At 59.7% G+C, this 18,761-nt stretch carries 12 protein-coding genes; 4 read left to right on the top strand and 8 right to left on the bottom strand.

The genetic code is table 11. The features are described from left to right. Positions 1-237 precede the first annotated feature (237 nt). The 8 genes from KW839_RS10625 to glnE form a co-directional block, all read right to left on the bottom strand. Positions 238-1,689 (bottom strand): lipopolysaccharide kinase InaA family protein, encoded by a 1,452-nt coding sequence (locus KW839_RS10625; protein ID WP_218424282.1) that lies wholly within the window; start codon positions 1,687-1,689, stop codon positions 238-240. Then, the gene (locus KW839_RS10620) at positions 1,689-2,441 is read right to left on the bottom strand and encodes a lipopolysaccharide kinase InaA family protein (protein ID WP_218424281.1); all 753 of its coding nucleotides are present in this window, start codon (positions 2,439-2,441) and stop codon (positions 1,689-1,691) included. The genes KW839_RS10625 and KW839_RS10620 overlap by 1 nt, the downstream gene beginning before the upstream one ends. Next, positions 2,438-3,172: a lipopolysaccharide kinase InaA family protein gene (locus tag KW839_RS10615; RefSeq protein WP_060542694.1), complete on the bottom strand. Its 735-nt coding sequence runs from the start codon at positions 3,170-3,172 to the stop codon at positions 2,438-2,440. Before KW839_RS10615 ends, KW839_RS10620 begins: the two co-directional genes overlap by 4 nt. After that, entirely contained in the window at positions 3,172-3,978 is an 807-nt protein-coding gene (rfaP, locus tag KW839_RS10610) for a lipopolysaccharide core heptose(I) kinase RfaP (protein ID WP_218424280.1), read from the bottom strand. Before rfaP ends, KW839_RS10615 begins: the two co-directional genes overlap by 1 nt. Continuing rightward, complete coding sequence (locus tag KW839_RS10605; protein WP_218424279.1) at positions 3,979-5,100, bottom strand: glycosyltransferase family 4 protein; 1,122 nt, start codon at positions 5,098-5,100, stop codon at positions 3,979-3,981. Next, positions 5,100-6,161 (bottom strand): lipopolysaccharide heptosyltransferase I, encoded by a 1,062-nt coding sequence (gene waaC, locus KW839_RS10600; protein WP_218424278.1) that lies wholly within the window; start codon positions 6,159-6,161, stop codon positions 5,100-5,102. The genes KW839_RS10605 and waaC overlap by 1 nt, the downstream gene beginning before the upstream one ends. Before the next feature lies 1 nt (position 6,162). Continuing rightward, the gene (gene waaF, locus KW839_RS10595; RefSeq protein WP_060542690.1) at positions 6,163-7,197 is read right to left on the bottom strand and encodes a lipopolysaccharide heptosyltransferase II; all 1,035 of its coding nucleotides are present in this window, start codon (positions 7,195-7,197) and stop codon (positions 6,163-6,165) included. 269 nt (positions 7,198-7,466) lie between these two features. Continuing rightward, complete coding sequence (glnE, locus tag KW839_RS10590; protein WP_218424277.1) at positions 7,467-10,406, bottom strand: bifunctional [glutamate--ammonia ligase]-adenylyl-L-tyrosine phosphorylase/[glutamate--ammonia-ligase] adenylyltransferase; 2,940 nt, start codon at positions 10,404-10,406, stop codon at positions 7,467-7,469. A gap of 383 nt (positions 10,407-10,789) precedes the next feature. On the opposite strand from glnE, the gene aceE reads away from it, so the two are divergent. From aceE to KW839_RS10570, 4 genes are all read left to right on the top strand, one after another. Continuing rightward, positions 10,790-13,435, top strand: coding sequence for a pyruvate dehydrogenase (acetyl-transferring), homodimeric type (gene aceE, locus KW839_RS10585; RefSeq protein ID WP_060542688.1), 2,646 nt, complete (start codon positions 10,790-10,792; stop codon positions 13,433-13,435). 11 nt (positions 13,436-13,446) lie between these two features. After that, entirely contained in the window at positions 13,447-15,390 is a 1,944-nt protein-coding gene (gene aceF / locus KW839_RS10580) for a dihydrolipoyllysine-residue acetyltransferase (RefSeq protein WP_218424276.1), read from the top strand. Between the two features lie 219 nt (positions 15,391-15,609). Then, complete coding sequence (locus tag KW839_RS10575) at positions 15,610-16,887, top strand: hypothetical protein (RefSeq protein WP_218424275.1); 1,278 nt, start codon at positions 15,610-15,612, stop codon at positions 16,885-16,887. A 288-nt stretch (positions 16,888-17,175) separates the two neighbouring features. After that, complete coding sequence (locus KW839_RS10570) at positions 17,176-18,561, top strand: alkaline phosphatase D family protein (RefSeq protein ID WP_218424274.1); 1,386 nt, start codon at positions 17,176-17,178, stop codon at positions 18,559-18,561. The last annotated feature ends 200 nt before the right edge of the window (positions 18,562-18,761 follow it).

The raw sequence follows: 18,761 nt of genomic DNA, 5'->3' as shown, positions 1-18,761 counted from the left end.
ACGTCAGGCAACCTAACACCCCAACTTACCCGGGCGGCAGTTCACGGCTTCCCAAGATCATGTAGGACGGCTCACAGGGGCTTGCAGTCTATTCCGGGTTGCCTGCGCCGGCCCCATCGCCAGCAGGCTGGCTCCCACATTTGGACAGAGGTGTTCACTGGCTTTTAGTTCAGCAGCAATCTCTGTGGGAGTACGCTTGCTCGGGAAGGCGTTCTGGCGACAGGGCCGCAGGCCCGATCAGCTGGCGCTGGAGATATCCCTGGGCAGTCGCCGGTCAATAACCTGATAGAGCGCACTGCTTTCAGGCCAATTGCGCATGAAGCGCGCCCGATCCCGCGCATAGGCAGGGCCGAAGCTGCTGACAGACGCGTGCTGACACATCGAATCCAGGTCGATCAACGCCCAGCGATCTTCCTGCCAGAACAGGTTATGCCCCTTGAAATCGCCATGGCTGATCCGCTCGCGAATCAGCTCTGCAAACAGATGATCCAGGGCAAGCAGCTCTGATTCCGGCGCGGCGCCGCTCTCAACGTACGGCGCAAATCGCTCGATGATATCCGGCCCTGGCAGGTGCTCGGTGATCAGATAGGCTCGGCTGCGCAGCCACAGAAAACGCTTCTCCAGCAACGCCAGCGGCTTGGGCGTGGCAATCCCGAGGAACGCCAGGCGATTGCCTTCGCACCAGGAGTGCCAGGCCCGGCTCGGTCGCCAGAAGCGCTTGAGCCAGTGGGCAAAACCCTTGATGTTGTAGCGTTTGATCACCAGCGTGCGGCCATCCACCTCGACTTTGCCGACACTCGCCGCACCGCCCGTCTTGTACAGGTACCCCTGATCAAGCAGGGCATCGGCCTGTTCCAGTACCGGCAACATGGCCGACTCTTCCTCTCGGCGGACCGCTTGCAAACCGAAGGCCCCGCGCTGGACGCTGAACAGCGTACATTCGCGACCAACCTTGATCAGGTAATCCCTGAGGCGCCAGGCACGGACCTTGTCGATCTGCTTCTGCAACCCCTCCATGGGCAAAGCGTGCTCGCCGTTGCTCAGCAGGTAGTACACCAGCAACTCTTCAGTAAATGGCTCCAGAGACTTGGGCAACTGGGCAAAAAACACACCGAGGTTTTCCAGGACTTTTTGCAGCGACAGCGCCTGACCGGGCGTTTCGCAGCGGATCCCGGCACCATCGATCAAATACAAGCGCCCGCCCTGACGCAGCAGGTTGTCCAGGTGCAGGTCTTCCTGCCACAGGCCCTTGCGGTGCATTTGCCCGATGGCACCCAACGCCTCGGCCAGCACTGCGGTTTGTTCGTCAGCCAGTACCGGCAAATGCTCAACGTGTTTCCAGGTATCGCCGAGGCTTTGCGCGTTTTCCAGAAAATCAAACAGCAGCCAGCCGCCCTCGCCGTCTTTCAGGCCATCAGCCAACAATTGCGGCGTGGTCAACCCTTGGGCGGACAACAGGCGCACGCCATCGAGCTCTCGTTGAAAATGCCGTGCCGCCTTGTTGCCGACCAGCAACTTGGCCAACACCGGCCGGCCACGCCAGATGCCGGCACCGACATAACGCTGCCCTGGCAAAACCCGCAACAAGCTCAACAACTGCAAGTCGGCGGTACCGGCAGCATCAGCCAGGGACACGCTCAGTGGCAGGGAGGGATTGCGACCGCTGGCTTTGAGTTCCGACAAGCGCATCAACGCACCCTCTTGTGGCTGCGCCGCGCCGTCAGACGCTGGAGCCAGGTGTCGATCAGCGAACTATCCAGCGGCTGATCCAGATAGGAAGCGAGCAACTGGCGCAACTGCGCCTCGCCCCACTGTGGCGCACGACGGATCAACGGCTCCAGATCCTTGACCCGATCACGCTGCCCGTACAGCAATCGACGGGTCTTTTCCAGATCGATCAGTTGGCCCTTATAGCTGTTGCCGGACGCACGCAAGAAGATGTGCTTGGGGTAAAAGCACCCATGCACCTGACGTGCGCCATGAAGTTGCCGGGCCAGCTCGCCGCAAGCCTTGAGAATTTCGCTGTGCTGCACTTCGCTCAATTGCGGCCAGTGCTGCAACAGCGAGTCCAGGTCATTCCAACCATCCAGGGCGCGGGTCAGCAGAATCGCCCGGACTTCGCCATCAACCTTGCGCTCGCCGTAGAACACCGCATGCAGCGCAGGAATTTGCAAATTCTGATAGCGCACGATATTGCGAAATTCGTGGGCGAAACTCGGCTCGCCGAAGGGCGCGCGCAAGGTGCGGGTCATGTAATTGCACTGACGCTTGAGATAAAAGCCACGACCCTCCAGATCCAGGCGAAACACACTGCTCCAGCCACCACGACCGGTGTTGGGCTCATCCACCGCCTCGAGCTGCTTGGCCCAGAGTGCATCGAAGGTGGCCAGACCGTGACGCTCAAGCAGCGCACGGTCTTCAGCTGCCAGAAAATCAATCATTCGCGTCCCTCGAAAAATCTCACCACGTGTCGGATCCGCTTTTTGTCGGCGGCATTGAGCCGGGTCCGCCCGCGGTATTGCAGGTAAAAGCGCAGGCGCTGAGTCGCCGACAGTTGATACTTGGCAACCTTGTCCAGGCATGCCAGGTCCTTGGTGATCCGGTACTTGAGCCAAAAGCCGCGCCAGAAATCACCGTTGGGGCAATCGATCAGAAACAACCGGGCCTCGTCGTCAATCAACAAATTGCGCCACTTCAAATCGTTATGGGTGAAGCGGTGGTCATGCATGATTCGGGTATAGCAGGCCAACTGGCGACTCACGGCGTCGACCCATGCACGATCCGCGAGTTTCGGATCGCGCCGTTCGGCCAGCACAGACATGTCTTCGGTGCGCGGCAGCTCACGGGTAATCATCGCCCCCCGGGCATAGGCCGCTCCGCGTCGCTCCAGGCCCCATGCCACCACTTCGGCGGTCGGAATGCCCCACTTGGCAAAACGCTTGAGGTTCTGCCATTCCATTTTCACCCGCGGTTTACCCAGGTAACGACGCAAGCCCTTACCGGCGCCGACGTAACGCTTGACGTAATAATTCACGCCATTGCGCTGCACGCGGATGACCTCGGACAGCAGATCACGGGTCAGTTGCTCGCCTTCAAGCGCAAACACGGCCTCAAGACTGCCAAAGTCCTCTGCCAGATCGCTATAAGCCGGCTCCAGTTTCCAACCCGCCATCAGAGCGCATCCCCGTATCGCTGTTTGCGGTCGTAGAGTTTGTTGGCCTTGCCGTCGAGCCAGCTCAGCAGACCGGCTTCTTCGCTGAGAATCTGGCGCAGCGGTTGCTGGAAATAGACTTTGAGGAAACGGAATTTGTCGCGGCGGGTCAGGCCGATGTCCAGGGCCGAGAAGTACAGTGCTGCCAGATCCTTGTTGCGCCAGCGCTGCGTGATGGCCGGGCGGGTCTGGGCACGGTGCAGGTCGATCACCGAGAGCTTGAAGTCTTCAGCCGTCACCGGTTTATCGGTGTGCAGCAGGAAATGGCAGATATAGCAGTCGCGGTGGTTGACCCCGGCGCGATGCATCATGCCCGTCATCCGTGCGACTTCGGCGATCAGCGCCCGCTTGAGTTTTACCTCGGGTGGTTGCTTGACCCAATCGATGCTGAAGTCTTCCAGGCTGACCGTTGGAGCCAGTTCCTCGGTAACGATGAAGGAGTGCTGGTCCGCCGGATTGCCACCCTTCTCGCCATATGCCACGGCGGTCATGGTCGGTACGCCGGCTTCCTGCAAGCGCTGGATAGCCTTCCATTCCTGACCGGCTCCCAGTACCGGCAGCTTGGCGGTGAGCAGGTTCTTGAAAATCTCACCCCAGCCGATGCCACGGTGAATCTTGACGAAAAATCCATTGCCGTTCACTTCGGTGCGCAGGGTGCGGCGTGCCTCAAGCTCGCGGTACACCTCGCCCTCGAGCCCCTCGACTTCGGCGAACGGGTCGCGCCCGGCCCAAAGGCTTTTGAACGGTTCAGCCAGCATCAACTTCATTTAAGCGTGCTCCGCCAGAATCACATCGGCCGCGTGTTGCGGCATGCTGTAGAGGTCGGCTGTCTCGGCGAAAGCCAGGCCATTGCGACTCCAGGCCGCCCTTGCTTGCGCGTCGTTCAACATGCCGGTCAGATACTGAGTCAGTTGCGCCTGCTCGAAGGGTTCGTCCAGCACCAGACCGGCGTCGGCCTCGGCGATGTAATGGGCGTAACCACAGACGGCACTGACCAACACCGGCAGCCCGGCCACCAAGGCTTCAAGCAATACGGTCCCGGTGTTTTCGTTATACGCCGGGTGGATCAAAAGGTCGGCACCGAGCAGGAAACGCGGGATATCGCTACGACCCTTGAGGAACGTAACGTTGTCGCCGAGCCCCAACGCGGCGCTCTGCATCTGGAATAATTTGGGGTCGTCCTGGCCAATTACAAATAGCCGGGTGCGCTTCTTCAGATCAGCGGGCAACGCCGCCAGCGCCTTGAGACTGCGATCAACGCCCTTGGTCTTGAACCCGGAGCCGATTTGCACCAGCAGCAAGTCATCGTCCTTGAGGCTGAATTCACGGCGGAATCCGTCGCGAATTTCGGCGGCATTGGCCGGCGCGCGACGATCCTGAGAGATCCCCGGCGGCAACAAATGAAAGCGCTCAAGCGGCGTGCCGTAATGCTTGATGAAGAGCGGCTGCTGGACCTCGGAAATCATCAGCACTTCGGTTTTGGCGTCCTTGGCGAACACCGCACGCTCGTACTCGGCGAAATGCCGGTAGCGACCCCAGCGACGGTACAGCGAGTTGCGCAAGTTCTGCGCCTTGTCTTCGAAGCAGCCGTCGGCGGCGTAGTAGACGTCCAGCCCGGGCATTTTGTTGAAGCCGATCAGGCGGTCGACCGGACGTTTGGCCAGGTCGGCCTCCATCCACTCGCTGAGTTTCTCGTTACGCCGATGGTTGAAGAACGCCTTGACCGGCGCCACCAGCACTTCGAAGCCAGGCGGTATGTCACCTTCCCAGATCAGCGTGTAAACACGGATCTGATGACCGCGCTGCTGGCACTCCAGGGCGATGCGCATGAAGTCGCGCTGCAAGCCGCCAAACGGAAAATATTTGTACAAGACAAAAGCCAATTGCATCAGCGCAGCTCCTCAGCCAGTAACAACGTGCTCAGTCGGCTGGCGACACGCTCGGGATTCAGACGCGTGAAGCACAGTGGCCACTCGCGTTTAAGGTCAAACCGGCGGGCGTCTTCGGCCGTCGGTTGATAAGTGCATTTCTTTTGCAGGCATGGGGCGCAAGGGAAGTCGCTGGCCAGGTGGATCTGCGACTTGCCATAGGCACCGGTCAGGCCCGGGTTGGTCGGACCGAACAAAGACAACGTCGGCACGTCCAGCGCCGCAGCCAGATGCCCCAGGCCGGTGTCCACCGCTACGCAGGCCTGCGCCCCTGCGAGCACCTTACCGACGCCGGCAAGATTCAACTTCGGCAGCACTTCGACGTGCTTCATGCCTTGGGCGATCCGCTCGGCACGAGCTTTCTCGACCGGATTACCCCACGGCAGCTTCACCCCGACCCCGAGATAGCCAACCCGCTCGGCCAGCTCGCGCCAGTAGGCTTCGGGCCAGTGCTTGGTGTCCCAGGTGGTGCCGTGCAGAAACAGCACGTACGGGTTCTTGCGCGGCAATTCCACCAGGCGCTCGACGTTCAGGCCGTAGTCGCCCAACCCCTTGGGCAGGTCATAACCCAGGGCAATGGCGAACAACTGGCGTACCCGCTCCACTGCGTGCTGGCCACGGGCAACCGCCAGGCGCCGGTTATAAAATCGCGCAGCGATGGGCTCGCGCGCCGAACTTTTATCGAGACCGGCCACCGGCGCTTTTACGTAACGGGTGAGCCAGGCACTTTTCAGCAGGCCCTGGGCGTCGATGACCAGGTCGTATCGGGTGGCGCGAACGCTTTGCTTGAAGCGCTTCCACTCGCCACTCCTGATGGTCTGCCACAGGTTTTTGCGCCAGCGGCGGATAGCTACTGGAATCACCTTGTCCACTGCCGGGTGCCAGGTAGGAATTTCGGCGAAACCCTCTTCCACCACCCAGTCGAACTTGATGCCGGGGATCGCCCGCGCCGCGTCGGTCAACGCCGGCAACGCATGAATCACGTCGCCCAGCGAAGAAGTCTTGATCAGCAGTACCCGCAAGCTATTTGACCTCGACCACAGTGCCCTGCAACCGTTGCAAGGCTTCGTTCACCGCTTGCGGCATGAGCTGGCGCAGGCAGTTGTAATGACCAAAGCGGCAGGTGCGGTCGAAACACGGACTGCACTCGATGCCCAGGCGCACGATTTCGACCTGATCGGCCAGCGGCGGCGTGAAGCCTGGCGATGTCGAGCCATAGACCGCCACCAGCGGGCGATTCAGCGCGGCGGCGACGTGCATCAGGCCGGAGTCGTTGGAGACCACCGCGTCGGCGCAGGACAACAGATCAATGGCCTCGGCCAGCGAGGTATCGCCACTGAGGTTCACTGACTCTTCGCGCAAACCGGGAATCAGCCGCGCGCGGATATCCTCACCGACGGCATGATCGTTTTTCGAGCCGAATAGCCAGACTTGCCATCCGTCCCGGATCTTAGCTTCGGCGACCTTGGCGTAATGCTCGGACGGCCAGCGTTTGGACTCGCCGAACTCGGCACCAGGACACAACGCCAGCACCGGGCGATCGAGGGCCAGGCCAAACCTGGCCAATGCCGCCTCGCGGGTCACCGGGTCAATTTTCAGCCTCGGCCGCGGATAGGGCTTGGGCATCTCGGCACCCGGCTCATAAGCCAGGGCCATGAAGCGCTCGATCATCAGCGGGTAACGCTCTTTATCCAGCGTTCGCACGTCATTGAGCAGGCCGTAACGGAATTCGCCGCGCCATCCAGTGCGTTTCGCGATGCCGGCAAAAAACGGCACCAGTGCCGATTTCAGGGAGTTGGGCAACAGGATCGCCTGATCGTACTGGCCGGCCAGGGATTTGCCGATGCGCCGGCGCGTGGCCAACTCCAGCGCGCCATGGCCGAGCGGAAAGCTCAAGGCCTGGCGCACTTCGGGCATGCGTTCAAGAATCGGCCGGCTCCACTCGGGGGCCAGCACGTCGATTTCGCATTGCGGGTGACGCTGTTTCAGGCACTGAAAAAGTGTCTGCGCCATCACCATGTCACCGACCCAACTGGGCCCTACAATCAGAATTTTCATGTGGTTTCCAAAAACGAACCGGGGAGGCCTACGCCTCCCCGCCTCGAAAATTCTACAAAACACTGCAGATCAAATGTGGCGAGGGGGCTTGCCCCCGCTGGGCGGCGAAGCGGCCCTATAACAGTGGTCGGGGACTACTGCGTAGTCCGACGGGGGCAAGCCCCCTCGCCACACAAGCCCCACCACCACACAAGCCCCTCGCCACATTGAGCCCCCCTCTCCACACGAGCTCGCTCCCACACTGGGTATTCGATGTTGCAAATTCCGTTTCAGCCTAGCCCCAGCTCGCGCCAGATTCGCATCACCTGCCGCCGTTCATCCACGAACTGGTCGCCCGGTATCACCCCGGCGTCCTTCTGCAAGGCCTGTTTGTGGGCTGCGGAGCGGTAGGCCTTATAAGCTTCGCGCAGCAGACTGGCGTCTTCGGCAGGCATCAGCCCTTCGCGCTCCAGCTCTTCCAGAATGCGGATATTGTCAGACCAGCGTAGCAACGGCGGGCACGTTTGCGACCACGCCAGGGCCGCGTATTGCACCATAAATTCAATATCGACGATACCTCCGGCGTCCTGCTTGAGATCGAACGGCGCCGTGGCTTCGAAGGCATTCGCCCCGGTGCCGGCCGCCGTACTCTTGCTGCCGAGGTTATCGCGCATCTTGGCGCGCATCTCGCTGACCTCCTTGCGCAAGGTCGACAGGTCGCGCACCTGACCCAGGATCTGCGCGCGAATCTGCTCGAATGCCCGACCGACATCCTCGCTGCCGACCAGCACTCGCGCCCTTACCAACGCCTGATGTTCCCAGGTCCAGGCCTCGCCTTGCTGATATCGGGCAAATGCGCCCAGCGAAGTCACCAGCAAACCCGACGCACCGGAAGGTCGCAGGCGCATGTCCACTTCATATAACTGACCGGAGTTGGTCTGGGCCGTCAGCAGGTGAATGATCCGCTGCCCGAGCCGGGTGAAAAATTGTGCGCCATCGATCGGTTTCGGTCCGTCGGTTTCAGCCTGGGGATCGCCATCGTGGATGAATACCAGGTCCAGGTCCGAAACATGCCCGAGTTCGATGCCGCCGACTTTCCCATAACCGACAATGATGAAGCCGGGATCGCACAACGTGCCATCGGTGCGCAACGGTGTACCGTACTTGGCCACGGTCTGGCGCCAGGCCAGCGCCAGCACCTGCTCGAGAATTGCTTCGGCAAGCCAGGTCAAATAGTCGCTGACTTTCATCAGTGGCAAGCTGCCAGCGATTTCCGAAGCGGCGACGCGCAAGCGGTGTGCCAGCTTGAAATGGCGCAGGGCTTCCATTTGCTGTTCGAGATCGTCCTCGGGAATCCGCGTCAGGCGTTCGCGCAGTTCAGCGGCCAGTTCCGGCGCCAATGGCGGCTTGAACAGCCGGCCTTCGTTGAGCAGCTCATCCAGCAACAACGGGAACCGGGTGATCTGCTCGGCGATCCAAGGGCTGGCGGCGCACAAGGTCAGCAATCGACGCAGTGCCCCGGGGTTTTCGGTCAGCAATACCAGATAAGCGGAACGCCGGGCCACGGCCTCAACCAATGGCAACACCCGCTCCAGCACCAGATCGGGATCCGCGTGCTCAACGGCCTGGGCCAACAAGCGAGGAATAAAGGCATCAAGACGCTCACGCCCGAGACGCTGCATGGCACGCAACTGTGGACTGCCACGCAGGCCGGCCAGGGCTTTCAACGCCTTGCTGGCATCAGCAAAGCCGCCCTCTTCAAGCTGACGACAAGCGGCCTCTTCGTCCTGGGACTGCTCCCACAACGGCAACCATTCTCCGCCCACCACGACTTCGCTTTCGGCGCCTTGCTCTTCATCAGGGTCGGCAATCACCTGGGCGAAATGCCAAGCGACGCGACCACGCCAATACATCAGTTGTTGATGAAATGCCGGCCAATCGGCGAAGCCCAACATGAAGGCAATGCGTGCCTGATCCTGCTCACCGTCCGGCAGCATTTGCGTCTGCCGGTCGGCAATTGCCTGGATCGCGTGTTCGGTGTACCGCAGGAATTCGTAACCTTCGCGCAATTCGCTGATGACCGCTGGCGGCAGGTACCCCTGGCCTTCGAGCGTGCCCAACACCTTTAATAGTGGACGTTGTTGCAGGCTCAGGTCCCGACCTCCGTGGATCAGCTGGAAAGCCTGGGCGATAAACTCCACCTCGCGAATACCGCCGGAGCCGAGCTTGATGTTGTCGGCCATGCCCTTGCGCCGGACTTCCTGCTGAATCAGCTGCTTCATGGTGCGCAGCGCTTCGATGGCCGAGAAGTCCAGGTAACGCCGGTATACGAACGGGCGCAGCATGTCTTGCAACTGTGCACCAGCTACCTGATCGCCGGCCACCACCCGCGACTTGATCATCGCGTAGCGTTCCCAGTCACGACCCTGATCCTGATAATACTGTTCCAGTGCGTTGAAACTCAGCACCAGGGCACCCGACGAACCGTAAGGACGCAAGCGCATATCGACGCGGAATACGAAACCGTCGACAGTCATCGGATCCAGGGCCTTGATCAGGCGCTGACCGAGTCGAATGAAGAACTCCTGATTATCCAGGGCACGTTTGACACCGACTGTTTCGCCGCCCTCGGGATAGGCGAAAATCAGGTCAATGTCCGACGACAGGTTGAGCTCCACTGCACCGAGCTTGCCCATGCCAAGGATGACCATCTGCTGCGGCTCGCCACTGCGCCGACCGGTCGGCACGCCGAACTGCTGGCAATGTTGCGTGTACAACCACCGATAGGCCTGATCGATACTCGCATCGGCCATGTCCGAGAGGTCGCGGCACGTCTGCACCAGGTCAGCCTGGCGGGTCAGGTCTCGCCAGATGATCCGCACCTGCTGGCGCGCTCGCTGCCGACGCAAGGCGCGGCCCAGTTGATCTTCTGTTTCGGCGGCATTTACGGCGCCAGCGATCTGCGCGCACAACTCACCGGCGGCGAAGCGCCGGTCCAGTTCGCCGGACTGCACCAGATCCAGCAACATCAAAGGGTCACGAACGCTCTGTTCAATCACGAAATCGCTGGCGGCGGTTACCCGCGCAAATTGCGCCCAGCGTTCAGGCGTCCACGTGGACAGCCCATGATCATCGTCCAGGGCGGCGACGGCGTCACGAAACGACTGCTCGGCGCGGGTGACAAACGGCACAAGAATGGCGGGCAGTACGGCAAGCGGTGGGAGGCTCATGGTCTATCCTTGATCGGCGTGCAACGGGCTGCATGTAGTGAATCTGGCAAACCCACTACCTGAAGGAGTGTCGAACAAAAGTTAGAAATAGCTGAATTTTCTTTTATTGTGGCAGCCAGCATCAAACTTTTACCTGATTTGGTTGATAAAACACCAACCTTAATGATTAATCTCACAACGCAGCCGAGGGCCACAAGCCGCTGATCTGTAGTTTTACTACTCGTATATACATTAGCGAAGCTGAAATGCCGGATGATTTGTAGTAAAACTACACGCCGCCGGAACAACCTGTCGGCAATCCAAGAATTCATAACGTCTGCCCACAAGGCCAGTCGCAAACTCAGGCAACCGATTCTGGAAGCCTTTCCGCCCTGGAGCAAGCCATGCAAGACCTCGATCCCGTCGAAACCCAGGAATGGCTGGACGCCCTGGAATCGGTTCTCGACAAAGAAGGCGAAGACCGCGCTCACTATTTGATGACCCGTATGGGTGAACTCGCGACCCGCAGCGGCTCGCAGTTGCCTTACGCCATCACCACGCCTTACCGCAACACGATCCCCGTTACCCACGAAGCACGCATGCCTGGCGACCTGTTCATGGAACGCCGCATTCGCTCGCTGGTACGCTGGAACGCGATGGCCATGGTAATGCGTACGAACCTGAAAGATTCTGACCTGGGTGGTCACATCTCCAGCTTCGCTTCCAGTGCGACCCTGTATGACATCGGCTTCAACTACTTCTTCCAGGCCCCGACCGACGAACACGGCGGCGACCTGATCTACTTCCAGGGCCACACCTCGCCAGGCGTTTACGCCCGTGCATTCATGGAAGGCCGCATCACCGAAGACCAGATGAACAACTTCCGCCAGGAAGTAGACGGTCAGGGCCTGTCGTCCTACCCGCACCCTTGGCTGATGCCTGACTTCTGGCAGTTCCCGACCGTATCCATGGGTCTGGGTCCGATCCAGGCGATCTACCAGGCTCGCTTCATGAAGTACCTGGAAGCCCGTGGCTTCATTCCTGCCGGCAAGCAAAAAGTCTGGTGTTTCCTGGGCGACGGCGAGTGCGACGAGCCGGAATCCCTGGGCGCGATCTCCCTGGCTGGCCGCGAGAAGCTGGACAACCTGATCTTCGTCATCAACTGCAACCTGCAGCGCCTCGACGGCCCGGTTCGCGGCAACGGCAAGATCATCCAGGAACTCGAAGGCGTGTTCCGCGGTGCTCAGTGGAACGTGACCAAAGTCATCTGGGGCCGTTTCTGGGACCCACTGCTGGCCAAGGACGTCGACGGTATCCTGCAACGCCGCATGGACGAAGTCATCGACGGCGAGTACCAGAACTACAAAGCCAAAGACGGCGCGTTCGTACGTGAACACTTCTTCAACTCGCCAGAACTCAAGGCGATGGTTGCAGACCTGTCCGACGACGAGATCTGGAAGCTCAACCGTGGTGGCCACGACCCGTACAAGGTCTACGCGGCGTACCACGAAGCGGTCAACCACAAAGAACAACCTACCGTCATCCTGGCCAAGACCATCAAGGGTTATGGCACCGGTGCCGGCGAAGCGAAAAACACCGCGCACAACACCAAGAAAGTCGATGTCGACAGCCTGAAGTTGTTCCGCGACCGCTTCGACATTCCGGTCAAGGACGAAGAGCTGGAGAACCTGCCGTTCTTCAAGCCAGAACCAAACAGCGCCGAAGCCCGCTACCTGAGCGAGCGCCGCACTGCTCTGGGTGGTTTCGTGCCACAGCGTCGCGCACAAAGCTTCAGCGTACCGACGCCGCCACTGGATACCCTCAAGGCCATCCTCGACGGCTCGGGCGACCGTGAAATTTCCACCACCATGGCTTTCGTGCGCATCCTGGCGCAATTGGTCAAGGACAAGGAAATCGGTCCACGCATCGTTCCTATCATTCCGGACGAAGCCCGTACCTTCGGCATGGAAGGCATGTTCCGTCAGTTGGGCATCTACTCGTCCGTCGGCCAGCTCTACGAGCCAGTCGATAAAGACCAGGTGATGTTCTACAAGGAAGACAAGAAGGGCCAGATCCTCGAAGAAGGCATCAACGAAGCGGGCGCCATGAGCTCCTTCATCGCTGCCGGTACTTCGTACTCCAGCCACAACCAGCCAATGCTGCCGTTCTACATCTTCTACTCGATGTTCGGCTTCCAGCGTATCGGCGACCTCGCATGGGCCGCTGGCGACAGCCGTACCCGTGGCTTCCTGATCGGCGGCACCGCCGGCCGTACCACCCTGAACGGTGAAGGCCTGCAACACGAAGACGGTCACAGCCACCTGCTGGCCGCGACCATCCCGAACTGCCGCACCTACGATCCAACCTACGGCTACGAGCTGGCGGTGATCATCCAGGACGGCATGAAGAAGATGACCGAAGAGCAACAGGACGTCTTCTACTACATCACCGTGATGAACGAGTCGTACCAGCAGCCAGCCATGCCGGCCGGTGCCGAAGAAGGCATCAAGAAAGGCATGTACCTGCTCGAAGAAGACACCCGCGAAGCGGCGCACCACGTTCAGCTGATGGGCTCCGGCACCATTCTGCGTGAAGTCCGTGAAGCAGCGAAGATCCTGCGTGAAGAGTTCAACGTCGGCGCCGACGTGTGGAGCGTTACCAGCTTCAACGAACTGCGTCGCGATGGCCTGGCCGTAGAGCGCAGCAACCGTCTGCACCCTGGCCAGAAGCCGAAGCTGAGCTACGTCGAAGAGTGCCTGAACGGCCGTAAAGGTCCGGTCATCGCCTCTACCGACTACATGAAGCTGTTCGCCGAGCAGATCCGTCAGTGGGTACCGTCCAAGGAATTCAAAGTCCTGGGCACCGACGGTTTCGGCCGCAGCGACAGCCGCAAGAAACTGCGTCATTTCTTCGAAGTTGACCGTCATTTCGTGGTGTTGGCAGCCCTGGAAGCACTGGCTGACCGTGGTGACATCGAACCTAAGGTTGTGGCTGAAGCCATTGCCAAGTTCGGTATCAACCCGGAAAAACTCAACCCACTGGACTGCTGAGGAGAGATTCTGTGAGCGAACTCATTCGCGTACCTGACATCGGCAGCGGTGAAGGTGAAGTAATTGAACTGTTTGTGAAGGTCGGCGACCGTATTGAAGCCGACCAGAGCATCCTGACGCTGGAATCGGACAAGGCGAGCATGGAAGTGCCTGCGCCGAAGGCCGGTATCATCAAGAGCCTGAAAGTGAAGCTGGGCGATCGCCTGAAAGAAGGCGACGAACTGCTGGAGCTGGAAGTCGAAGGTGCCGCTGCTGCGGCTCCAGCGGCCGCCGCTGCGCCAGCCGCCAAAGCCGAAGAGAAACCGGCCGCTGCTCCAGCGCCGGCCGCTCCTGCTGCTGCGCCGGTTGCCGCTTCGGTTCAGCAAGTGCACGTGCCGGACATCGGTTCGTCGGGCAAGGCCCAGATCATCGAGATCCAGGTCAAGGTCGGCGACACCGTCGCAGCTGATCAATCTTTGATCACCCTGGAATCCGACAAGGCCAGCATGGAAATCCCGTCGCCTGCCGCTGGCGTGGTCAAGGCCATCAGCGTCAAGCTCAACGACGAAGTCGGCACCGGCGACCTGATTCTGGATCTGGAAGTGGCGGGCGCTGCGGCGCCGGCCGCAGCTCCAGCCCAGGCTGCTGCTCCTGCCGCTGCTCCGGCACCGGCCGCCGCTCCTGCTGCACCGGCTGCCGATAGCGTTCAGGACATCCACGTTCCGGACATCGGTTCGGCGGGCAAGGCCAAGATCATCGAAGTCCTGGTCAAGGCCGGCGACACCGTTGAAGCCGACCAGTCGCTGATCACCCTGGAATCCGACAAGGCGAGCATGGAAATCCCATCGCCTGCCGCGGGTGTGGTGGAAAGCGTCTCCGTCAAGCTCGATGACGAAGTCGGCACCGGCGACCTGATTCTCAAGCTGAAAGTCAAAGGCGCGGCGCCTGCTGCTGCCCCGGCACCTGCCGCTGCTGCGAGCGCTCCTGCGCCAGCCGCTGCTGCTCCGGCTGCCGCTGCACCTGCTGCTCCGGTTGCTGCTCCAGCCAAACCAGGCGCCAAGGTTCACGCCGGCCCGGCAGTGCGCCAACTGGCCCGTGAATTCGGCGTCGAGCTGAGTGCCGTTGGCGCCAGCGGTCCGCACGGTCGCATCCTGAAAGAAGACGTGCAGGTTTACGTCAAAGCCATGATGCAGAAGGCCAAGGAAGCACCGGCCGCTGCTGCTGGCGCAACCGGTGGCGCGGGCATCCCGCCGATTCCGGTCGTGGACTTCAGCCGCTTCGGTGAAATCGAAGAAGTGCCGATGACCCGCCTGATGCAGGTCGGTGCTGCCAACCTGCACCGCAGCTGGTTGAACGTGCCGCACGTGACGCAATTCGACTCGGCGGATATCACCGAACTCGAAGCGTTCCGCGTCGGCCAGAAAGCCGTGGCCGAGAAGGCTGGCGTCAAGCTGACCATCCTGCCACTGCTGCTCAAGACCTGCGCGCATCTGCTCAAGGAACTGCCGGACTTCAACAGTTCGCTGGCACCAAGCGGCAAGGCGATCATCCGCAAGAAGTACGTGAACATCGGTTTCGCCGTCGACACCCCGGATGGCCTGTTGGTACCGGTCATCAAGAACGTCGACCAGAAGAGCCTGCTGCAACTGGCCGCCGAGGCTGCTTCCCTGGCTGAAAAAGCCCGGACCAAGAAGCTCTCGTCGGATGAGATGCAAGGCGCGTGCTTCACCATTTCCAGCCTCGGCCACATTGGCGGCACCGGCTTCACGCCGATCGTCAACGCGCCGGAAGTGGCGATCCTCGGTGTTTCCAAGGCAACCATCCAGCCAGTCTGGGACGGCAAAGCCTTCCAGCCGAAACTGATGCTGCCCCTGTCGCTGTCCTACGATCACCGCGTGATCAACGGTGCCGCTGCTGCACGCTTCACCAAGCGTCTGAGCGACCTGCTGGGCGACATCCGCACCATGCTGCTGTAATACCGGCCGGCCCTCCTTCACCGGAGGGCCCGTCGCGTTCCACGTTTCCGAGCGCCACGCTCGTACCTCAACCCCGCCAATTTGGCGGGGTTTTTTTTTGTTTCCAAGGCCACTCCAAAAGACCAAAACTGGTATTTCTGAGAGTTGAGCGCTTCAGCCTTTTTGTCGTTTCATCCATTAACAGGGCAAAACTTTGCCCCACTAACAAGGATGATAGACATGCAAGTCCCACTTGAACCCATCAGCACCACCCCCCTCTCCACTCCACGCCTGGATACGACCTTCGGCACCCTCGGCACGGTTGTGTGCAACGCAGCACTGCTGGGCAATGGGGTGTCTGCCTCGTCCATCTATGGGGTGGTTATGCGCCCTGATCGCTCATTGGTGCTCGTCAGCAGCTACGCCGGCCATGCCCTGCTGATCGCTTTGAATGAGGACGGCAGTCTGGACCGGAGTTTTGGTAGCGGTGGCCATGTCGCTGAAAATTTCGATGATGAACGCAACAGCGACGGTATCAATATTCAATTGATGCCTGACGGTCGACTGCTGCTGACAGCCATGATCGACGATGAGCATGAGTTCATTCCAGGGTTCGCCATGTACCTGAGCAATGGGCAACGTGACCGTACTTTCGGCACCGAGGGCGTGACCATCGTCGAGCTGGGCTCCTCTGGAAAAACCGCGGCCCGGACCTCAATGGCACGCAGTGGGGCTCGCAATGGCAACCACAGCTCATCACCCATCGTGACTCCCAAGGGCCAAATACTGATTCCTTTCGTGGTCGACAATTGGTTCGACGAACCGGCCAGGACCGTTCTGATCCGCCTGGCCCAGAACGGCAAACTTGATACCGGATTTCACGGCAAAGGCTACACCGAGATCACTTACAAAAACGGCCCCTGCCAATTGAATGGAGTCATCGCACAGGTTGTGGGCAGCCTCGAACCACGCCTCGTATTGGCCGGTCAGCATAGAGCAGGCGCATTGCTGGCTGCCCTGACCCTGGACGGTGAACCCGACCTGTCATTCGGCGTAGCGGGCTTCACGGACATACCTGGCAAACGCGCCTTCCTGTCACTGACCCCGACACCGGATGAAAAATTGCTCGCTTCTGGCTATTTTTTGACCGACCAGCAGACTACTGCCGGCTGGACGGTCAGGTTTACTGCTGACGGATGGATCGACCAGAGCTTCGAGCCTGTACTTACCCCGGCCGACACCCGCACCTTTCGTTTCGAGCGCGTACAACCGGACCCCGATAATTTGATCCTGTGTGCCGGCCAGGTCATCTCGCCAGGGCCACGATTTCATGGCGTTCTGGCCCGCTACCTTGCCAATGGCCAACCCGATACAAACTTTGGTACTCATGGTTTGTTCGAAGAGCCGGAGGGAAGTTTCTGGGACATTCTCCTGAGCTCCGGTACCCGGTTGCTCGCAGTCGGCGGGCAGGCTGATAACTCGGCGGGGTCGGTACGACGCTACGAACTGGACGCCTGAGTCTTGAATCCTTTTCGAGCGTTTCCTTAGCATCTGCGTGGGGCCGCGGCCGTTCATCAAGCTGAACGACAGCACCACGCTTGTCTCTCAACCCCGCCAATTTGGCGGGGCTTTTTTTGCCCTGAAGAAAACCGTTTTCTTACATTTGTGGCTGACTTCGCCCACAAATCGAATCCATTTCGGCTCGACATTTTTCAAGGTCAAATAACTAGGATCATTCAACGGTAATTAACTACGGCCGAGAACAACATCATTTGCCTAATCAGCATAAACCGAATGGACTCAAACATGCTTAAACCGACAGTTGGCCCAATCATTGGTCATACGACTATTAACCATGCGCGCATTTTCTTGCGCGGCGAAGTACAAAAGAACAACCTGGCATATGCCGGGATTCGTTATCGGCGCCGCGGCGAAGTTCTTTGGTCGCCGGGTGTTTTTTCCAGGCTCGAACCTGCGCACGACATGTCCGAAGTCATCGCACTGAATGGGCTTTGTGCCGATACCGTCTATGAATATCAGGCGGGCTGGTTCAAATCCATGCACCCGACACCTCCCGCGGAGGAGTCGCCTCTGCACTGGCCGCAACAGATCTATCGTTTTCGCACCCGCTCCACTCAACCAACCCGGCCCCGCGCCTACCTCACCGGTTCCTGCCGTTACCTGCGCATGACCGCGGGCATTGCCGCGGCACCGCATCTGGGAGACAGGATCTTCGCGTCGATGTCACGCCTGGCGGAACTCGCCGACCCGCCTGTCAGCGCATTGGTGATGACCGGCGACCAGATCTACGTCGATGACCTGAACGTCTTCGCGCCAGACCGCAAGCTCAAGGACATCCTGCAAAAGTATCGCGTGGCCTTCTCGCAACCCAGGATCGCCGATTTAATGTCCAGCCTGCCAACCTACATGATCCTCGATGATCACGAGATAGAAGACAATTGGCCGGCCAACAAAAGCAAAAGCGATGAACTTTTATATCTCAACGCTCTGAAAGCCTATGAGATATATCAGGCCAGCCATGGTCCCGCCCACGAACTTTGCGCAGACGGACAAATAAACAAAAAGCTGGATAAGTACTGGTATCAGATCTTCGAAGGGGATATCGAATGGTTTGTAACCGACAGCCGCACACGCCGAAATTTAAGTGCCGATGATCGACGCATTCTTGATGCAGAACAGGAACAGGCGCTGTGCACCTGGCTGATCAACAGCCCGGCCCGGGTCAAATTCGTGGTCACCAGCGTCATGTTTTACCCCGACCGGAAAATTCTCGATGGCGATGCCTGGAAAGCCTTTGCGCAACAACGCCTGCGCCTGCTGGAGACGATCCGCGAGCACAACGTAAAGAATGTCATCTTCATTTCGGGCGATGTTCATGGCTCCCTGACCAGCCGACTGAAGCACAGTGCCGATGCGGATTTCGAAGTTCACACCATCGTGTCATCGCCCCTGTGCAACAGCAAATTGCTGCCCTACGCCACGCAATCCTCTTTTATCCTCGACCAACCGCTGGCACGGACGGCCACAGGTGACTATCAGCATGAATTGACCAGCCCGGTGATCAGCCAGGACAACTTTGCCCACCTGGTGGTAGAGGCCGGGCACATTCAGGTGAATTATCACGATCGCAATGGCGGACTTTTGCAATCGACCAGCATTTCGTTGCGATAAAAGATCCCAGCCTGCGGCAGCTCCCACACTGGAATGCGCTCCATGTGGAGCTGCCGCAGGCTGCGATCTTTCATGGGCCGGCACTTACTTTCAGCCCCCTACTGAAGAAATCTTCGCCCCTGCCGACATATTCTTATAGCACTTGGCCTTCATGTCTCTTGTAAGTCGGTGTCGCAATGATGCAACCTTGCCGCACGCAA

This window comes from Pseudomonas sp. PDM31, assembly GCF_019218965.1.
Taxonomy (GTDB): Bacteria; Pseudomonadota; Gammaproteobacteria; order Pseudomonadales; family Pseudomonadaceae; genus Aquipseudomonas.
Note: the sequence above shows the minus strand (reverse complement) of the source record. Positions and strands in the feature narration are given on the sequence as shown.

Bases quoted from the DNA above. Each gene is read 5' to 3' on its own strand.
- KW839_RS10625 (WP_218424282.1), bottom strand. From the start codon at position 1,689: ATGCGCTTGTCGGAACTCAAAGCCAGCGGTCGCAATCCCTCCCTGCCA.
- KW839_RS10620 (WP_218424281.1), bottom strand. From the start codon at position 2,441: ATGATTGATTTTCTGGCAGCTGAAGACCGTGCGCTGCTTGAGCGTCAC.
- KW839_RS10615 (WP_060542694.1), bottom strand. From the start codon at position 3,172: ATGGCGGGTTGGAAACTGGAGCCGGCTTATAGCGATCTGGCAGAGGAC.
- rfaP (WP_218424280.1), bottom strand. From the start codon at position 3,978: ATGAAGTTGATGCTGGCTGAACCGTTCAAAAGCCTTTGGGCCGGGCGC.
- KW839_RS10605 (WP_218424279.1), bottom strand. From the start codon at position 5,100: ATGCAATTGGCTTTTGTCTTGTACAAATATTTTCCGTTTGGCGGCTTG.
- waaF (WP_060542690.1), bottom strand. From the start codon at position 7,197: ATGAAAATTCTGATTGTAGGGCCCAGTTGGGTCGGTGACATGGTGATG.
- glnE (WP_218424277.1), bottom strand. From the start codon at position 10,406: ATGAGCCTCCCACCGCTTGCCGTACTGCCCGCCATTCTTGTGCCGTTT.
- aceE (WP_060542688.1), top strand. From the start codon at position 10,790: ATGCAAGACCTCGATCCCGTCGAAACCCAGGAATGGCTGGACGCCCTG.
- KW839_RS10575 (WP_218424275.1), top strand. From the start codon at position 15,610: ATGCAAGTCCCACTTGAACCCATCAGCACCACCCCCCTCTCCACTCCA.
- KW839_RS10570 (WP_218424274.1), top strand. From the start codon at position 17,176: ATGCTTAAACCGACAGTTGGCCCAATCATTGGTCATACGACTATTAAC.